The 18,525-nt window shown below is 75.8% G+C and carries 12 protein-coding genes; 4 read left to right on the forward strand and 8 right to left on the reverse strand.

Translation table 11 applies throughout. The features are described from left to right. Both FM076_RS11135 and FM076_RS11140 read left to right on the forward strand, forming a co-directional pair. The coding region (locus FM076_RS11135; protein ID WP_173869911.1) for a TIGR03767 family metallophosphoesterase at window positions 1-1,518 on the forward strand (1,518 nt) is incomplete at its 5' end. A 226-nt stretch (window positions 1,519-1,744) separates the two neighbouring features. Continuing rightward, window positions 1,745-2,890, forward strand: coding sequence for a serine hydrolase domain-containing protein (locus tag FM076_RS11140; protein WP_173869913.1), 1,146 nt, complete (start codon window positions 1,745-1,747; stop codon window positions 2,888-2,890). A gap of 12 nt (window positions 2,891-2,902) precedes the next feature. On the opposite strand, the gene FM076_RS11145 is transcribed toward FM076_RS11140, so the two are convergent. From FM076_RS11145 to FM076_RS11160, 4 genes are all read right to left on the reverse strand, one after another. Next, window positions 2,903-3,808, reverse strand: coding sequence for a hypothetical protein (locus tag FM076_RS11145; protein ID WP_173874664.1), 906 nt, complete (start codon window positions 3,806-3,808; stop codon window positions 2,903-2,905). A 117-nt stretch (window positions 3,809-3,925) separates the two neighbouring features. Next, window positions 3,926-4,162: a hypothetical protein gene (locus tag FM076_RS11150; RefSeq protein WP_173869915.1), complete on the reverse strand. Its 237-nt coding sequence runs from the start codon at window positions 4,160-4,162 to the stop codon at window positions 3,926-3,928. 211 nt (window positions 4,163-4,373) lie between these two features. After that, complete coding sequence (gene malQ, locus FM076_RS11155; RefSeq protein WP_173869917.1) at window positions 4,374-6,509, reverse strand: 4-alpha-glucanotransferase; 2,136 nt, start codon at window positions 6,507-6,509, stop codon at window positions 4,374-4,376. Then, a complete protein-coding gene (locus FM076_RS11160; RefSeq protein ID WP_173869919.1) occupies window positions 6,509-6,790 on the reverse strand; it encodes a hypothetical protein in 282 nt (93 codons plus the stop codon). The genes malQ and FM076_RS11160 overlap by 1 nt, the downstream gene beginning before the upstream one ends. A 977-nt stretch (window positions 6,791-7,767) precedes the next feature. Here FM076_RS11160 and FM076_RS11165 point away from each other — a divergent pair. Beyond that, complete coding sequence (locus FM076_RS11165) at window positions 7,768-11,175, forward strand: beta-N-acetylglucosaminidase domain-containing protein (protein WP_173874665.1); 3,408 nt, start codon at window positions 7,768-7,770, stop codon at window positions 11,173-11,175. Window positions 11,176-11,581: 406 nt separating this feature from the next. Here the strand turns inward: FM076_RS11165 and FM076_RS11170 are convergent, their stop codons facing one another. Beyond that, a complete protein-coding gene (locus FM076_RS11170; RefSeq protein ID WP_173869921.1) occupies window positions 11,582-12,121 on the reverse strand; it encodes an HNH endonuclease in 540 nt (179 codons plus the stop codon). Between the two features lie 277 nt (window positions 12,122-12,398). Here FM076_RS11170 and FM076_RS11175 point away from each other — a divergent pair, with 277 nt between their 5' ends. After that, window positions 12,399-13,385 (forward strand): mechanosensitive ion channel domain-containing protein, encoded by a 987-nt coding sequence (locus FM076_RS11175; RefSeq protein ID WP_173869923.1) that lies wholly within the window; start codon window positions 12,399-12,401, stop codon window positions 13,383-13,385. A 228-nt stretch (window positions 13,386-13,613) separates the two neighbouring features. Here the strand turns inward: FM076_RS11175 and FM076_RS35285 are convergent, their stop codons facing one another. The 3 genes from FM076_RS35285 to FM076_RS11190 all read right to left on the reverse strand — a co-directional run. Then, window positions 13,614-15,530, reverse strand: a complete 1,917-nt coding sequence (locus FM076_RS35285; RefSeq protein WP_173869925.1) for an FHA domain-containing protein — start codon at window positions 15,528-15,530, stop codon at window positions 13,614-13,616. Window positions 15,531-15,607: 77 nt separating this feature from the next. Then, window positions 15,608-16,963, reverse strand: a complete 1,356-nt coding sequence (locus tag FM076_RS11185; RefSeq protein ID WP_173874666.1) for a vWA domain-containing protein — start codon at window positions 16,961-16,963, stop codon at window positions 15,608-15,610. A gap of 181 nt (window positions 16,964-17,144) precedes the next feature. Then, window positions 17,145-18,525, reverse strand: a 1,381-nt coding sequence (locus FM076_RS11190; RefSeq protein WP_243274428.1) for a PP2C family protein-serine/threonine phosphatase, incomplete at its 5' end; no start/stop codon positions are given.

The raw sequence follows: 18,525 nt of genomic DNA on the forward strand, positions 1-18,525 counted from the left end.
GAGGCGCCGCACTCCGGTACCACCCTCACGGGCGTCGCCACGCCGGTGGGCGACGGCCCGTTCCGGCGACTGGCGACCGGCCCCGGCTGGCCGCGCGTGGTCCGCGAGGACCTGGCCGCGGCGCGCCGGGGCCGGGCCGCGCGGGCCGTGCCGCTGGCGGCCTTCGCGCAGTTCACCGACCTGCACCTGGTGGATGTGCAGCACCCGCTGCGCTACGAGTACCTGCGGGCGCGGACCGCGAGCGCCTGGCGCCCCCAGGAAGCCCTCTCCGTCGCGGGGGCCGTCTCGCTGGTGGAGCGCGTCAACGCGCTGGCGGGCGGCCCCGCGACGGGCGCCTCGCTCTCCTGCGTGGTGACCACGGGCGACAACACGGACAACAACGCCCGCGTGGAACTGGAGTGGTTCGTACGGGTGATGAGCGGGGGCCGCGTCACGCCCAGCACCGGCGACCCGCGCCTGTACGAGGGGGTGCAGGACTCGGGGCTGCCCGACTACTGGCAGCCGGACTCCGACCTGCGCGACACCGACAAGGCCGCCGGCTTCCCCCGCCTGCACGGCTATCTGCGCGCGGCGGTCCAGGAGGTGGTGAGCCCCGGGCTGGCGCTGCCCTGGTACGCCACGGTCGGCAACCACGACGCGCTGCCCGGCGGCTGCTTCGCCGCCGCCGACGCGCACGGCTTCCTCGCCGACTTCGCGGTCGGCGACCGGAAGCTGATGCGGCTGCCCGGGGAGCGGGGGGCGCGGCTGTGGCGGGCCGTGGAGGGAGGACGGGACCGCGACGGCACGCTCTTCACCGAGATGCTGCGCTCCGAGCGCCGCCACATGCGCCGCGTCACCCCCGACCCGGAGCGCGCCCCCGTCGGCCCGCACACCTTCGTGCGCACCCTCGCCCGCCCCCACGCGCTGGGCCACGGCCCGGCCGGGCACGGCTACACCGAGGAGATGGCCGAGGACGACACTCTCTACCACACCTTCCGGATATCCGAGCACGTACGCGGCTTCAGCCTGGACACCACCCGGCGCGACGGCCACTACGCCGGCCGCCTCGGGGAGCGGCAGCTGCGCTGGCTGGAGCGCCGGCTGGCCGAGCACGAGGACGCGTACGCGATCGTCTTCAGCCACCACACCAGCACCACCACCCCCGAGGGCGGCGAGGCGCTGCGCGCGCTGCTGCGGGCGCACCCGCACGCGGTGGCCTGGGTCAACGGGCACAGCCACCGCAACCGGATCACTCCGCACGGCACGTTCTGGGAGATCAGCACGGCCTCGCACATCGACTTCCCGCAACTGGCCCGCACCATCGAGCTGGTGGACAACCGGGACGGCACCCTCTCGCTGTTCACCACCCTGCTGGAGTCGGCGGCCCCGCACCGTACGGACTTCACCGACCTGTCGCAGACCGGACTGGCCGCCCTCTACCGCGAGTTGGCCTTCAACGCGCCGGGGGCCCGCAGGGGGCTGGAGGGCGAGCCGGGCGACCGCAACACGGAACTGCTGCTGCCCAGGCCGGGGCGGTGACCGGAGGCCGCCGGTCCGCGTGGCACGGGCACAGGGCGCGGGACGTGCGGCGCGGGACGTGCGGCGCGGGGCGCGGGGCGCGGCGGGGCCGCCGCGCCCTGGTGCCGTCTTCCTGGTGGCGCCGTCTTCCTGGCCGAACGGCCCACGGTGACCCGGTTCGCCGGATGCGCCCCGCTCGTCCTCGCCGTTGGCACACCGGCCGGGACGCTCACTAGAGTCACCGCCCATGCCCCTGCCGCGTGCCCTTCTGAGCGGTCTGATCGCCGTCGTCACGGTGTGCGGACTGGTCGTCAGTTCCTCCTCCGCCGCCGACCGGGGGCACGCGCCCGTGAGGGAGGCGATGCGGGCAGCGGTGGACCAGCGGGGCGCGCCCGGTGTGCTGGCCCGGGTGGAGGACGGCGCCGGGACATGGGCGGGGGCCGTGGGCACCGCCGACCGCGCCACCGGCCGCCCCCGGTCGGCCCGCGAGCGGTTCCGGATCGGCAGCCTGACCAAGCCGTTCGTGGCCACGGTGCTGCTCCAGCTGGAGGCGGAGGGCAAGCTGCGCCTCGACGATCCGGTGGGCCGGTGGCTGCCGGCCTCCCGGCTGGGCGGCTACGGGGCGGCCTTCGGCGGTCCCCCGCACGCCGTCACCCTGCGCCAACTGCTCGGGCACACCAGCGGCATCCCCGACTACACCGCCGACCCCCGGCTGCGCGCCGTCTACTTCGGCCCGCGCTTCCTGGCACACCGCTGGGACGCGCACACGCCGCAAGCGCTGGTCCGGCGCAGCCTCGCGCGACCGCCGCTGTTCGGCCCGGGAGGCGGCTGGGCGTACTCCAACACGAACTACCTGCTGGCCGGCATGGTCGTCCAACGTGTGACGGGGCGCTCGTACGCGGCGGAGATCGAACGCCGCGTGCTGCGCCCGCTGGGGCTGCGCGACACCTCGCTGCCCGGCACCTCGGCCCGCGTCCCGGGCCGCCACGGGCACGCGTACTCCACGCTGTTCGCCGGCGGGCCGCGCCCCGAGGTGCACGACGTCACCTCGCTCGACCCGTCGCTGGCCGGGGCGTCCGGGGAAATGATCTCCTCCGGCCGGGACCTGGTGCGCTTCGTGCGCGCCCTGATCACCGGCCGGCTGCTGCCGCCGCGGCAGCTGGCGGAGATGGAGACCACGCGCCGGGCCGACGCCACGGACCGCTACGGGCTGGGCCTGACCGAGCGCACCCTCTCGTGCGGGGTCCGGGTCTGGGGCCACGAGGGCACCATCCACGGCTCCCGCAGCGCGGCGTTCACCACCCCCGACGGCACGCACACCGCGGCCTTCCACGTCAACGACGACTGGTCCGGGGGCACCCGGGCGCTGGTGGAGGCCGAGTACTGCGGCTGACGGCGCCGCCGCTCAGCGCGGCAGGACCGTCAGATACGCGGCGGGCTCGCGCTCGCCGGAGGTCATCAGGGCCGTACGGACCACCGTCGCCTGCTGGGCGAGGGCGTCCCGGAGCTTGTCCGGGGTGACGTGGACGACGGTGACGCCGAGCTGTTCGAGGGTCTCGCGCTTGCGGGCGTACGCGTCCCAGGCCGCCTCCGCACCGGCCCGGGGCGTGCGCGCGTCGATCTCCAGCGCGACACCGTGATCCGGCCAGTAGGCGTCGACGGCCCCCAGGTGCAGGCCGCCGGGCACCCGCAGCTCCACGTTCCAGCACGGGTCGGGCAGGCCGTGCAGCAGCACCATCGCGTACAGCTGGCCCTCCGCCAGGGCGCGGCCCTCGGCCAGCAGGCTCTCCACGGCGTCCGCGACGTGCGGCAGTCCCAGCAGCCGGGCCCGGGTCAGCTCGCGCAGGACGGGCTGCGGCTCGCAGTACCCGCCGCGCACGGCCTCGGTCAGCAGCCGGCGCACCTCCTCCACGTCCGACAGCTGGGCCACCGCGTCCGCCAGCGCGCGGGGTACCGGGGCCACGGGCAGCCCGGTGATCTCCTCGGGCTCGGGCAGGATGCGGGTGCGCACCAGGTGCGCGGAGGTGTAGGCGCAGGCCGCGGGCAGCGGTGGGCGGCCCGCCGCCGGGGCGGGCTCGCCGAGGTCGGGGACCAGGACGTCGATCCGCTCCAGGTCCAGCAGGGACGGGGCGGTCGAGAAGCAGTGCAGGGCGAGCGCGGCCAGCCCTGTGATCATCGCCCCGCGGGGAGGCCCGACGGCCGCTCCCGGGGGTACGGCGGCGGTGTTCTGCGCGTACAGGAGCGCGGCACGCAGCCGTTCCTCACTGGTGGGCAGGCCGGTACGGGGCGGCAGTGGTACGTCGTGCGTCATGCCGGGGCCCTTCCCCGCGCCGGGCGGGGTGCCACCGGCTGTGACGAAGCTGTCGACGAACGCGGACAACTCCGTCCTCAAGCACGGGAGTTCGAGGGCCGATAAGGCCCCGCTCCGTCAGCGGCTCTTGCGGCTCTTGTCACCCAGCACGACGAGCCCGGCGATCACCAGGAAGAGCACGACCGGGACGCCGACGTAGAGCCCCAGCGTCTCGCCGACGCTCAGGCCCGGGCCCGGGTCGTCACCGTCGTCGCGGGCGAGCGCGAAGGCGGGGGACGACAGGAGCATCATCAGCACGGCGCCCGTGGTGACGGTGCCGGCGCGCAGGGCGTTCTTGGAGACCTTGTTGCTCACACAGCCAACATATCGGACGGGTGAACGGCCCGCGCGCCGGGGTGGTCCTCCCGGACGGCCGGGGGGAGCGGGACGGCGGCACCCTTCGCACAGCGGTGCCGTGGAGGTCCTGAACGGTCAGCGGGCCGACCGCCCCGGCCCCGCACAGGCCGCTGGTCCGTGCGGGGGGGGAGCGGGCTCAGTCCGCCAGCGCCTCGCGAGGGAGGCGGGCTCAGTCCGCCAGCGCCTCGCGCAGCGCGGCGAACAACTCCCGGGCCCGCGGGGACGCGGTGAACCCCTCCAACGAGACCGGGCGTCCCGTCGCGTCCGCCACGGGCAGGCACCAGTTGGGGTACTCCGCCACGGTGCCGGGCACGTTCTGCGCCCGGCGGTCCCCCACGGCGTCCGGCAGCCAGACGCCGACCAGCCGCGCGGGCGTCCGGGCGAGGAAGCGGTGGACCGCCTTGATCCCGCCCTCCTCGTCACCCCGCCCCTCGGGCAGCAGCCCGAGCCGCTCGAACAGACGCAGCCACTCCTCCAGTTCGGCCCCCTCCGCCACACGCTCCTCGTCCGCTCCGCGCGTCAGCAGCCCGAGCCGCTCCCGCAGGCCGATGTGCGCACCGGTGAGCCGCGCGGCGGTGCTGGGCAGGTCGTGCGTGGTGGCCGTCGCCAGGCAGTCGGCCCGCCACCGCGCCGGCTCCAGGGGCGGGGCCTGGGCCCCGGCGCCCTCCCGCCAGTCCCGCTCGAACCACAGCACGGAGGTGCCGAGCATCCGCCGGGCGGCCAGCTCCTCCCGGAGCCCGGGCTCGACGGTGCCCAGGTCCTCACCGATCACGGCGGCCCCGGCACGGTGGGCCTCCAGCGCGAGGACACCGTGCATGGCCTCGGTGTCGTAGCGCACATAGGTGCCCTCGGTGGGCGGCCTGCCCTCCGGGATCCACCACAGGCGGGAGTGGCCCATCACATGGTCCAGCCGCAGGGCACCGGCGTGCCGGAAGAGCCCGGCGAGCACCTCCCGGTAGGGCTCGTACCCGGCGCGGGCGAGCGCGTCGGGGCGCCAGGGCGGCAGCCCCCAGTCCTGGCCGCGGGCGTTGAACGCGTCGGGCGGGGCGCCGACGGTGATGCCCCGGGCGAGGATGTCCTGGTGCGCCCAGGCGTCCGCGCCGCCGGGGTGGACGCCGACGGCCAGGTCGTGCACCAGGCCCACGGCCATGCCGCCCTCGCGGGCGGCGCGCTGGGCGGCGGCCAGCTGGCGGTCGGTGAGCCAGACGGCCCAGGTGTGGAAGTCGACCCGGTCCATGTGCTCGTCGCGGACGCGTGCCGTGTGCGCCGAGCGGGGGTCGTGCAGGCCGGCGGGCCAGGAGCGCCAGTCCGGCCCGTACAGCTCCGCGAAGGCGCACCAGGTGGCGTGGTCCTCCAGGGCCTGGCCGCGCGCGGCCAGGAAGTCGCAGTAGGCGGTTCGGCGCCCGGGGCCCAGCGGGACGGTGCGCACCAGTTCCAGCGCTTCGCGCTTGAGCTGCCACACGGCGTCGCGGTCGATGTGCGACTCTCCGCTCAGTACGGCCTCCCGCAGGGCGGCGGCCCGCGCCAGGAGCGCGTCGGCCCGGCTTCGGGCCTCCGGGACCAGGTAGGCGTACTCGGGGACGTCCTCGACGCGCAGGTGCACCGGGTCGGGGAAGCGGCGCGAGGAGGGGCGGTAGGGCGAGGGGTCCGTGCGTCCGCCCGGCGCGGCCGGGACGGCGCAGTGCAGCGGGTTGAGCTGGAGGAAGTCGGCGCCCAGGGCGCGGCCCGCCCACCCGGCCAGCTCTCCGAGGTCGGCGAGGTCGCCCATGCCCCAGGAGCGGCTGGAGAGCAGGGAGTAGAGCTGGACGAGGAGCCCGAAACCGCGCGAGGCGCCCGGACGGCTGCGCGGCGCGGGGCACACCTCGGGCGCCACGATCAGTGTGCTGTGGGCCGAGCGGTCGTCGGGCGCGTGGGCCCGCAAGGTGTGGACGCCCAGGGGCAGCCGGTTCCCTGGGCCCCAGTCGAGCGTCTCCCCGTCCTCGGTGACGACCCGCAGGGCGGTGCCGTCGGGCAGCGCGGATAAGCCGGAGACGGGGGCGGGCGAGGGGGCCGGCCGCGTGCCGGAGCGCAGCACGACGGTGGGCGGCAGCAGTCTGCGGCCGTCCCACTCGTGCCGCTCCAGCGCCGCACGGACCGCGCGCGGCGTCGAGGCGTCGACACCCAGGGCCGCGAGCACCGAGACCACCGTCTCCTCCGGCACCCGGACCCGCTGGCCGGGTGCGGGCTCGTAGGAGAGGGCGACACCGTGGGCGGCGGCGAGCCGCGCGATGGAGGTCCCCCCGGACGGAGTCTGGGGGAGGGGCATCAGATCTCCGCCGGCTCCGTGCCGTAGCCGACCCCGGTGGGCTCGCTGGTCAGCGGCGCCTCGGCGAGCGGGGGCTCGCTGGTGAGCGGGACGGCGTCCGCGAGCGGGGGCTCGCTGGTGAGCGGGGCGTCGGCACAGCCGCAGGTGCACGAGCCGTCGAGTCCGGAGTCGGGGTCGGACACACCGGACAGGTCTACCGGCTCGTGCCCTCGTTTGGAGAGTGTGCGCTGCTGGGGGAGCGGGGCGAGTGCGGAGATCAGGAGTTCAGCGGACGCGGCCACGACGGGCCTCCGTTCGTCGACAGAAGACGGACAGTTTCCGCCCTACCCACTGCACGGACGGGCAGACGTTTCCGGACCGAGAACGTGTCCCAGCTCACGTCGGTTCCCGCGACGAATCACCGACCGTACGGATTCCGGAGCGGACGATCGAGGGATCAACCGGACAGAGGCGGCAGAATTTCCGGAGCCGGGCGGGGCGGCTGGGCGGTGGCGCGGGGCACCGGAATCCGGGGTTCCGACGGGCGCCCGTCCTCCCGGGCCGGGCCGCCCGCCCTCCCCGGCCGGGCGCCCGTCCTGGGGGCCGCACGCCTTTGATGGGGCACCCGGTGCGCGCCCGTGCGACTTCTGGGAGGCACTCGGTGTGCCCGAATGCCTCCGAGTACGCCCGAACGGTGACCGCATCGGCGCCGACCGTGCGGACCGGCGGCCGGGCGAGGGGCACCGCGCCGACAGGAGGGGCACCCGCACCAGCACCTGCGCGAACATCCGTACGAGCCTTCGTACGGATGGCCCCGGCGCACCGCCCCTCCCCGCACTCCGCCCGCCTCCGGGCTCTCCCGCTCTGCCCGTGTGTGTCAGTCGGATGTGGCATTTTTGTGGCGTCCCGGAGTGCGCGGGCGCATCGGACGCGGCTGACACGGCCGACACGGCCGACACGGCACGGTGCCCGGCCGCGTGGCCCGGCGGTACGCGTGACCGGACGCATGACCGGCGTGGCCGGGCGCGTCACCGGACGGCGTGGCCGGACGGCGTGGCCGGACGGCGTGGCCGGACGGCGTGGCCGGACGGCGTGGCCGGACGGCGTGGCCGGACGGCGTGACGACGGCGCACGGGGGCTGAGCGGAGGGGTTCCGGTCGGACATCGGGAGGAAGCGGTGGGGACAGTGCGCGACGAGGGCGGTCCGGAGGTGTCGGCGGGCAGCAGCACGGGCCCGTTCCCCGGTACGCGCTCCGGCGTGCCGGGCGGCTGGGGGCGGATGGGCGCCGCCGCGCTCACGGCGGCGGTCGTCTCCGGACTGCTGGGCGGCGCGCCCGCCGCGCAGGCCGCTCTCCCGCCCGCACCGGACGGCCCCAGCGCCGGAAGCCCGGACGGCGACAGCGCGCACGAGGGGCTGCCTTCCGTCTGGCCGCGCCCACGGTCGATGCGCGCCCACGGCTCGTTCGTGCCCGCGGGCGGCGAGGCCACGCTGATCGTCGACGAGGACGCGGACCGGTACGCCCTCGACGTGGTGCGCGAGGCGCTGCGCGACGCGGGCGTGCGCAACGTCCGCACCGTCCGTCCGGGCCGCGACGCCGGCTCGCGCCGGGCGGCGCGCTCCGGCGGCCTCGTCGTCCGAGTCGGCACCGAAGCATCCAGCAGCGCACTGCGCGCGCTGCGCGCCCCCGCACGCGGCGATCTGCCCGCGGGCGGCTACCGCCTGGCGACCGGGCGGACCGACGGGCAGCGCGTGGTGGCCCTCGAAGGCGCCGACGGCGACGGGGAGTTCCACGCCGCCCAGACGCTGCGGCAGCTCGTCACGGAACAGGACGGAACCCGCGGCCTCGCCCCCGCTGTGGTGCGCGACTGGCCCGCCACCCCCGTACGCGGCACCACCGAGGGCTTCTACGGCAAGCCCTGGAGCCACCAGGAGCGGCTGGCCCAGCTCGACTTCCTCGGCCGCACCAAGCAGAACCGCTACCTGTACGCGCCGGGCGACGACCCGTACCGGACGGCGGCCCACTGGCGCGACCCGTATCCCGCAGCCCAGCGCACCGCCTTCCGCGAACTGGCCGAGCGCGCCAGGCGCAACCACGTCACCCTCGGCTGGGCCGTCTCACCCGGCCAGAGCCTCTGCTTCTCCTCAGCGGACGACCGCAGGGCACTGCTGCGCAAGCTGGACGCCATGCGGGCCCTGGGCGTGAGCGCCTTCCAGCTCCGCTTCGAGGACGTCAGCTACAGCGAGTGGCACTGCGACGCCGACGCGGACGCCTACGGCACCGGCCCCGGGGCCGCCGCCCGCGCGCAGGCCGAACTCGCCAACGAGGTCGCCGGCCATCTGGCACGGCGGCACCCGGACGCCGCGCCGCTGTCCGTGGTGCCGACCGAGTTCTACCAGAAGGGCCGCACCGCCTACCGGGCCGCGCTCGCCAGGGAACTGGGCGACGGCGTCGAGATCGGCTGGAGCGGCGTCGGCGTGGTGCCGCGCACCATCACCGGCGGCGAACTCGCCCGCGCCCGCGCCGCCTTCCCCGGGCACCGCCTGGTGACGATGGACAACTACCCGGTCAACGACTTCGCCGCCGACCGCGTCTTCCTCGGCCCCTACCAGGGCCGCGAGCCCGCCGTCGCCACCGGCTCCGCCGCGCTGCTGACCACCGCCATGAAGCAGCCCACGGCCTCCCGCATCCCGCTGTTCACGGCGGCCGACTACGCCTGGAACCCGCACGGCTACCGCCCCAAGGACGCCTGGAACGCGGCCATCGACGAACTGGCGGGCGGCCGGAACGCGTCCCGGCGCACCCGCGCCGCGGTGCACGCGCTGGCGGGCAACGACGCCTCCTCGGTGCTCGGCAGCCGCGAGTCCGGCTATCTGCGCCCGCTGCTGAACGCCTTCTGGCGCGCCTACGCGCGGGGCAAGGGCCCCGCACTCGACCGCGCCGCCGACGAACTGCGCGCCGCCTTCACCACGATGCGCACCGCGCCCTCCCACCTGCCCGAGCGGCTGGCCGGCGAGGTGGGCCCGTGGCTGGCCCAGCTCTCCCGGCTCGGCGAGGCGGGAGAGCGGTCCGTGGACATGCTCCTGGCACAGCTGCGCGGCGACGGAGCGGCCGCCTGGGAGGCGCAGTTGGACGTGCGCCGGCTGCGCGCCGAGGCCGCCCGCAGCAAGGCGACGGTCGGCCAGGGCGTCCTGCCCTCCTTCGCCGACGAGGCCCTGAAGATCGCGGAGGGCTGGGCGGGCGGAGCCGAGCACAAGCCGGCGGACGGCACCGGACACGAGCGGGCCGACGGCGCCGGACACGGCACCAAGGAGTCCGCGAAGGACGGCACCCGCGGCGACCGGACCGGCAAGGGCGGCGCGGCCGGGGACGAAAGGAACGGGTCCGGGCCGGAGCAGGACCGGGGCGGCGACAGCGGGGGCCGGCACGGCGGGGACGGCCGCCGTGCCGGGGACGACGCGAAGAACGGCGGCGGGACGCGCGTGAGCGGCACCCCGCTCGCCATGGCCCACCACCCGCGGTCGGCCGCCGCCGACGGCGACCCCAGCACCTCCTACCGGGCGGCGGCACCGCCCGCCCCGCGGACCTTCGCGCCCGAGCCGCCGCCCCTGCTGGTGCCGCCGTCCGCGGCCCGCCACCCGGCGCACGGCGGTACGGCCCGGCAGCAGCGGAACCGCGAGGCGTTGACCGTCCACCTGCCCACGGCACGCCCGCTGCGCGCCGTCACGGTGCTCACCGGCCCCCACTCGGGCACCCGCGCCACCGTGGAGGCGCACCTCGCCGGCGAGGGCTGGCGGCGCCTCGGCGCCCTCTCCCCCACCGGCTTCAGCCAGTTCGAGACGGGCTCACGCCACCGGGGCGAGGCGGACGCGGTACGGCTGGTGTGGAGCGAGGAGACCGAACCGCCCGTCGTCCACGAGATCACTCCCTGGTACGCGGACGCGCCCGCCGCCTCGCTGTCGCTGCCGGAGCCGACGGTGGACGCGGCGATCGGCGGCGCCACCCGCGCGGTGGCACGGCTGACGGGGCACCGCCCCACCGACGTCCGCGGCAGGGTCACCGTCGAGGCCCCCGAGGGCTTCACCGTCCGCACGCCCCCGCGGACCATCGTGCGGCGCGGCGAGATCGTGGACGTGCCGCTGCGCGTGAGTGCCGACAGCTCGGTCAAGGCGGGCACTTACCGCCTCCCCGTCTCCTTCGGCGACGAACGGGCCACGCTCACCGTGCGGGTGTTCCCGCGCACCTGTGGACCCGACCTGGCCCGCAAGGCGCAGGTGACGTCCTCCGCCGACGAGACGGAGGACTTCCCCGCCGCCGCGGTGGCCGACGGCAAGCGCGGCACGCGCTGGTCCTCCCCGGCGCGGGACGGCGAGTGGGTGCAGCTGAGACTGGCGAAGCGGACGCGGGTGGGACAGGTCGTGCTGCGCTGGCAGGACGCCTACGCCTCGCGCTACCGGATCCAGGTCTCCGCGGACGGCAAGCGCTGGCGCACGGCGGCCACCGTGCGCGACGGCAAGGGCGGCAAGGAGTCCGTCCGGATGGACACCCCGCGCGACACCCGCTACGTGCGCGTCGTCGCCGACGAGCGGGCTACGCGCTTCGGCGTCTCCCTGTGGTCGGTCGAGGTCTACGGGGTGGACGGAAGCGGCGGCCCCCAGCACGCACGGCGCGGGGACCGACGGTCGTGACGACAGGTGTGGCGACAGGCGTGGCGACAGGGAGGCGGGCAGTCAGGACGGAAGGGAGGCAGGCAGGCGGGACGACAGGGAGGTGCACAGTCGGAACGGCGGGAGGGCGGTCGGGACGACGGAGAGGCAGGCGGGCGGGACGGCGCGGTGGGGAACACATTCGCGGCGGCGGTGAGACCGTGGGCGCGGCGGCGCGGTGGGAAGGCTTGGCAGCGGCACGGTGAGACCGCGCGGTAGGAACGCGGCCAGGACAGTGGGGTGGGAACGCCGGGCGCACGGCCGGCTTCCGTGCGCGTACCCCCGGCCCCCGAATCCAGCAGTCCCGCCCCTCGCCTCCCCTGCTCTCCCCTCCCCGGCCCCGCCCCGCCCGCATCCGTCCGCACCCCGCGCATAACAAAGCCCGGTCTCAGGCAGTGGATCTGCCGTCGATCCGGGCGAGGTCGTCGTCCGCGCCGTATGGCTGGAGGTAGGGCAGCCAGCGCGGGTCCCTGTGTCCCGTGCCGATGATCCGCCAGGCCAGGCCGGAGGGCGGCGCGGGTTGATGGCGCAACCGCCAGCCCAGCTCGGCGACATGGCGGTCGGCCTTCACATGGTTGCAGCGGCGGCAGGCCGCCACCACGTTCTCCCAGGCGTGCGCCCCGCCCCGGCTGCGCGGGATGACGTGGTCGACGCTGGTTGCGACGCCACCGCAGTAGGCGCAGCGCCCGCCGTCCCGGGCGAAGAGGGCGCGGCGGGTGAGGGGGACGCTGCCGCGAAAGGGCACCCTCACGAACCGCTTGAGGCGGACGACGCTGGGGGCGGGTATGACGCGGGTCGCACTGTGCATCAGGGCGCCGGAGTCCTCGAGGCTGACAGCCTTTTCGTTGAGGACGAGCACGAGCGCGCGGCGGAGCGGTACGACGCCGAGCGGCTCGTACGACGCGTTGAGGACCAGGACATACGGCACGGTGCCTCCTTGTACGTCGGCGGCGCGTGGCTCGCGCCGTGACGATCTCTCCTCAGTGTGTCCCGTGCCCTGGCGACTTCGCCACCACGACCGGGTAACGCACTGAGCGTGTTTTGGACCACACCGCATTCCTCCCCCGCCGGAACTGGCTCCTCCCTCGAACACCTGGCCTCATACTGCTCAGTGGCACCAAATGTGAAGCCCTTGCGCCGTTAGTGTGGTCGAGGCACCCGTTCGTGTGCCTGAGCGGATGTGACTCGCACGGAAGGTCGATCCTGTGTACTGGCTGCTCAGCGCCTCTCCCCCGCCGGACGGCCCCCAGCCGCCGCGCTCCCTCGAGGACGCCCAGGACAGCGCCGGCGAGGCCGCCGGATGGATACAGGAGAACTGGTCGGACTGGCTCGCCTCGGGCGCCCGCATCGTCTTCATCTGCGTCGTCGCCGTCATCCTGCGCTACGTGATCCGACGGGCCATCACCCAGCTGATCACACGCATGAACCGCCGCGCCGAGATCGTCGACAGCGGCAACGCGCTGCGCGGACTGCTGGTCAGCGGCGAACGCCGGCGGCAGCGGTCCGAGGCGATCGGCTCCATCCTGCGCAGCGTCGCCTCATTCGTGATCCTGGGCACCGCCGCGCTGACCGTCCTGTCCGGACTCGGCATCAACCTCGCCCCGCTGCTGGCCAGCGCCGGCGTCGCGGGCGTAGCACTGGGCTTCGGCGCCCGCAACCTGGTGATGGACATCCTGGCGGGCATGTTCATGCTCCTGGAGGACCAGTACGGCGTCGGCGACCGCGTGGACGCCGGAGAGGCCTCCGGCGTCGTCATGGAGATCGGACTGCGGATCACGCAGCTGCGCGGCGACGGCGGAGAGATCTGGTACATCCGCAACGGGGAGATCAAGCGGATCGGCAACCTCAGCCAGGGCTGGGCCATGGCCTCCCTCGACGTCCAGGTGCGCGCCGACGAGGACCTGGAGGAGGTCCGCGCGGCCATCCTGTCCGCGGGCGAGGACATGAGCAAGGACAGCCCGTGGGACGAGCTGCTGTGGGAGCCCGTCGAGGTCCTCGGCCTGGACGAGGTGACGCTCGACTCCATGGTGCTGCGGGTGTCCGTCAAGACGATGCCCGACAAGAACCTCAGCGTCGAGCGCGAGCTGCGCTGGCGCGTCAAGAAGGCGCTCGACGCGCGCGGCATCCGCATCGTCGACGACCGCTCCCTCGCCCTGGAGGCCGGGCGCGCGCCCGTGACGCTGGAGAAGTAGCCGGACCCGTCCGCCCGGGCGGACGGGTCCGGCCGGGCGGTGGGGCGGCGGCCCAGGGGCGGGGTCCGGGGCCGTGCCCTCGTGTGCGGCCGTGTGCGCCTCACGTGCGCCGGGCCCCGGCCCCGTGCGCCTCAAGTGCGCCGGGCCCCGGTCCCGTTCGCCGGATCCCCGGCCCCGTTGCCTCCCGTCACCCCGGTGTTGCCCCCGTCACCCCGGGTCGCGACCGGGTTATCCGCGCACCAGCGTGATCGTCGTCCAGGCGCCGACGTGCACCCTGTCCCCCTCCTTGAGGGGCACCGGCACGAAGGGCTGGATCGGGTCCTCGGCACCGTTGATGGTGGTGCCGTTGGTCGAATCCTGGTCCACGACCGACCAGGAACCGTCCGGCTGCTGCACCAGCACCGCGTGCTGGTGCGACACCCCGGGGTCCTCCGGCGGACGGCCCAGATCGATGTCCGGGGCCTCTCCCGTGGACGCCCGCCGCCGGCCGATGGTGACCTGCGGCCCGGTCAGCGGAAGCTGCTGCTCCGGGGAGTACGCGGGCAGATTGAGCGACGCCGCCTCCGGGCCGCTGCGCTGCATCATCGCCACGAAGTAGTCACGGTCCGGGCCGATCATCGCCGTCCAGGCGCCGCCACCCTGCGGAACGGCACCCTCCGGCCGGCCGTACTCCGGCGCCCCCTGCTGGCCCGGGACACCCGGGGGCGGAGGCGGCGGACCGTGCGGCCCGTCCGGTGCGGCATGCGGCGGCGCGGGTGGGGCCTGAGGCGGGGCCTGGGCCGCGCCGGGCGCGGCGGGCGGTCCGGAGGGCCCGGGCGGAGACAGCTCCCAGTCCCCCTGGGCCGGCTGCCCGCCGTACGACTCCTCACCCGGACCCCCGCCCGGGTACGGCTGCGGCTGCCCCTGCGCGGGGAAACCATGCTGCTCGGCCCCCTGATGCGACCCCGGACCACCGGGCGCCCGCGGCGGCGCGGGGACCTGCTGGCCACCCTCGGGCCCAGGAGCCCCGGCGTACGACCCGGCCCCGCCGTCCGCACCGAACCATCCGGCCCGGCCACCGTCCCCCGCCCCGCGCGGGCCACCGCCCTCGTGACCACCAGGCCCGTACGGACTGCCCGCATCGTGACCACCGGGGCCATCGGGGGTTTGAGCGCCGGGGCCGCCGAAGCCGCCGGGAGCGCCCGGGGCGTGAGGGCCGTCACCCGGCCCACCGAAGCCGCCGGGGCTGTGAGACCCCTCACCCGGGCCACCGAAACCATCGGACCGCCCCGGCTCACCGGGCCCGCCGTAACCGGGACCGCCCGCCCCTTGAGGGCCACCCTCACCGGGTCCACCCGGGCCACCGAAGCCGCCCGGACCACCAGGGCCACCAGACCCACGGCCCTCGCCAGGACCGCCAGGCCCACCGTCGCCGGGTCCACCACCCGGGCCACCAAAACTGCCCGGACCACCAGGACCACCAGGACCACCAGGGCCACCAGACCCACGGCCCTCGCCAGGACCACCAGGCCCACCGTCGCCGGGTCCACCCGGGCCGCCAAAACTCCCCGGGCCACCCTCGCCCGGGGCGCCAGGACCACCGAAGCCACCAGGGCGGCCGGGCTCACCCGGCCCACCGGGGACGGAGCCCCCGGGGCCGCCCGGACCACCGAAACCACCGGGTCCGCCCGGACCACCGGGGCCGCCGTCACCCGGAGCACCCGGAACACCCGGAGCACCGAAACCACCGGGTCGCCCGGGCTCACCCGGCCCACCGGGACCGGAGCCACCGAACCCACCCGGTCCACCGGGACCGGGACCGTCGCCGGGGCCGGCCGGGTCCCGGCCGGCGCCCGGGGCGGGGGGTGCGTACGTGGTGGGAGTGTGGGTGAGGAAGTTGTAGCGGCACTCCTCGCAGAAGGGGGCCTCCGACTCGCGGGGGGTCCCGCACTGGGGGCACGGTTCCGGGCGGACCGCGCCGGGGCCGGGGTAGCCGGGGGCGGGCGGGGGCGGGGGCGGGTAGCCGTAACCGCCGGGGGCGCCGGGCTGCGGAGGGGACGGCGGTACGGCCCCGGCGGGCGACGCGCCGGTGCCGGTCATGCGGTGACCGCAGACCTCGCACCAGTCGTCGGCCGCGGACTGGTGGCCGTTCGGGCAAGTCGGCATGGTGAGTGCCTCCCCCTCCGTGCTCCTGCTCGTCGCGTACCTGTCGGTACGGGGTGTCGCCGCCGCGGCCGGTGCGGCTACCGCTTGACCCGCACCGTCTTGGTGGACCGGGTCTCCAGCGTCATCTCATCGGCCTCGGCGACCTTCGCCTTCAGTCGAACAGTACCCGTCGCGGCGTCCACCACGTCGACCACCTTCGAAAGCAGTTTCGCAGTATCCGTGTTCCCGGAGGCATTGGCCAGCTGTACGGCTCGTCCCAGTTCGCCCGTCGCGCCCGTTTCGTCCCCGGCCTTCTTGAGGTCGAGCCCGTTCTGGATCGCGCGGGCCAGTTCCGCCTGGCCCGTGTAGTGCGCCACCTGCGGGTTGAGGGAGGTGGTGGCGGCCATGTCGTCCGTCCACACCGCGCGCACCAGGCCCTGGCCGAGCGTCCGCGGGGTGCCGCCGTCGGGGCCGGGGAGGACGAGCGAGACCCGGGCGGCGAGCATCTCCTGCCCGATCCCGGCGGGGGGCACCTCCACACATACGTGGTAGTCGCGGGACTCGTCGCCCCATGACCCCGTCGGGTAGTCCCCGGCGCGCGGGCCGGCCTCGACGCGGCGGTCCGTCAGGTCCTCGACGGTGGGCGCGACCTGCTTGACGTACCTGATCCTGGCGCCCTGCGGTGCCCACACCCGGAGCGCCACATCAGCGACCTCCTTGGCCATGGCGTTCTCCATCATCTGCCGGAAGTCGGCGGCCAGTTGCCCGGGGTCGGCCACGATGTCGGCGGTGCCGAGCAGCGCGGAGGCGATGCCGGTGACCTCCTTGACCTTCCAGTCGGTGCCCACGCCCCGCGCGTCGCAGGTGAAGCGGCCGGCGCAGGCGTCCAGCGCGGCCCGCAACTCCTCGGGCTCCTCGTGCTCGTTGCGCCCGTCGGTGAGGAGGATGCCGTGCCGGATGGCCGCGTCGGCGGAGCCGAGCAACTGGTCGGCCAGCCGGAGCCAGGTGCCGATGGCGGTGCCGCCGAAGGCGGTCAGGGTCCGCAGCGCGTCCTTGGCCTCGGCGCGGGTGACGGCGTCCGCGACGGCGAGCGCACCGCCCCCGGGGAAGATCTCCCTGGCCTTGTGGGTGCCGGCGACGACGGCGAACCGCACGCCGTCCCGCAGGGTGTCGATCGCCGCGGCGGTGGCGTCGCGCGCGTTGCGCAGCTTGGCCGGCGGGTGGTCCATGGAGCCGGAGCAGTCGATCATGAGGACGACGGCGGCGTCGGGGCCGCCGGCCGCCGAGGCGCGCGCCGGGCCGGCCGCCGGGAGGGGCCGTCCGCCCGTGGTGCCGCCGCCGGTGGCGGTGACGGTGACGATGGCGTTGACCTCGCGGGCGCCCTCGGGCAGGTACTCGTTCTGGTAGACGTCCACGCAGAAGCGTGGCGCGTGCGACTTGGCGAGGTTGGCCATCTGTTCCCCCACGGTGTGTGCGGCGGTGGTGGTCAAGGGCGAGCGGGCGAAGGGCACTCGGACGAGCGACGCCCGGGACGGGCAGGGCGAGCGGGACCGGCAGGGCGGGCGGGACCGGCAGGCCGGGCAGGGCGGGCGGGAGCGCCGAACCGCACCGGGACGGCCCCGCCGTGAGCCGGGGTCAGGCCGGTTCCGCCCGGCCGGACGGTACGGGGAACGGCACGACGGCCACCGTCACGTTGTCGTGGCCGCCGCCGTCGAGCGCGTATCCGACCAGGTGCCGGGCGCAGTGCAGCGGCCGGGAGGCGGCGTCGGGCGGGAGGGCGGCGGCCATCTCCTCGGCGGACTCGGCGTAGTTCCACAGCCCGTCGGTGCACACCACCACCACGCCCGCCTGGTCGGGTTCGAAGGAGGCGGTGTGGGGGTCGAGTTCGTACGCGTCGGCGCCCAGCCAGCCGGTGATGGCGTGGGCGCGGGGGTCCGCGTACGCCTCCGCCTCGTTCATCAGCCCGGCCGCCACCATCTGCGCGGCCCACGAGTCGTCCTCGGTCAGCCGGGCGGGCAGCGCCGAACGGTCGTCGGGCACCCAGTAGGCGCGGCTGTCGCCGATCCAGCCGACCGTCAGGATGCCGTCGGCGCGCACCGTGCCGACGACGGTGCAGGCGGGCGCGTTCTTGGACGGTTCGAGCGGGGTGTGCGCCGCCAGCGCGTTGACGGCTTCCGCGGCGGCCAGCAGCGCGTCGTGCATCGCCTGCTGCGGGTGACGGCCGCGCGGCAGCGCCTCGCACAGGGCGTCACTGGCCGCCCGTGCGGCGGCGGCCGACGCGTCGTCGGGCCGGGTCGCGGAGGAGACCCCGTCGCAGATGACGGCGACCGTCGCGGGCGTCCCCTCGGACGTGGTGGTCTCCGCGATGGCGAAGTAGTCCTCGTTGCGGTGGTGCCGCAGCCCCCGGTCGCTGGCCGCGGCGACAGTGCCGAGCGCGGACTCCATGTGGTCGCGGTCGCGGGGCTGTTTGTGGCCGCAGTGCTCGCAGTAGCCGTCGCCGTCGATGGTGCCGGTCTGGCAGGCGACGCACGTGGTGCCGAGCGCCTCGGGGGCGCCGGAGACCTCCTCGACGTCGTCGGCCGACAGTTGCACAGCCTCCTCCGCCGGCAGGTGTGCCGCCCCGTCGCCCGATGGCCGCACGGGAACGGCGGGGGCGGCCGGCTGCTCCCCTGGGGCGTCGGAGACGGTACGCGGAACGGGCCCGGGGGGCGCGGGCGGCGCCTCGGGCGGTGCCTGGGGGGACGCGGCCGGTGCTTCGGCGGGTCCGGGGGGCGCCTGGGGGTGTGCGGTCGGCGCCCCGGGGTGTACGAGGGCGGGCGACAGCGCGGAGTCCGCTTCGGCGGGCGCGGACGCGGACGAGGAGTGAGGCGCGGACGCGGACGCGGAGTGGGCGGCGGACGCGGACGGGGATTGGGCGGCGGACGCGGACGCGGGGTCGGGAGCGGGCTTCCCGGGGGGCGCCGGGGGGAGGGAGTCCCACTCCTCCCCGGTGCCGGACGCCTCGCCCGGCACCAGG

The sequence above is a fragment of the Streptomyces albus subsp. chlorinus genome (assembly GCF_013302895.1).
Taxonomy (GTDB): domain Bacteria; phylum Actinomycetota; class Actinomycetes; order Streptomycetales; family Streptomycetaceae; genus Streptomyces; species Streptomyces chlorinus.

Excerpts from the sequence above, each read along its gene's own strand:
- FM076_RS11140 (WP_173869913.1), top strand. The coding sequence starts at position 1,745 with ATGCCCCTGCCGCGTGCCCTTCTGAGCGGTCTGATCGCCGTCGTCACG.
- FM076_RS11145 (WP_173874664.1), bottom strand. The coding sequence starts at position 3,808 with ATGACGCACGACGTACCACTGCCGCCCCGTACCGGCCTGCCCACCAGT.
- malQ (WP_173869917.1), bottom strand. The coding sequence starts at position 6,509 with ATGCCCCTCCCCCAGACTCCGTCCGGGGGGACCTCCATCGCGCGGCTC.
- FM076_RS11165 (WP_173874665.1), top strand. The coding sequence starts at position 7,768 with ATGGGCGCCGCCGCGCTCACGGCGGCGGTCGTCTCCGGACTGCTGGGC.
- FM076_RS35285 (WP_173869925.1), bottom strand. The coding sequence starts at position 15,530 with ATGCCGACTTGCCCGAACGGCCACCAGTCCGCGGCCGACGACTGGTGC.
- FM076_RS11185 (WP_173874666.1), bottom strand. The coding sequence starts at position 16,963 with ATGGCCAACCTCGCCAAGTCGCACGCGCCACGCTTCTGCGTGGACGTC.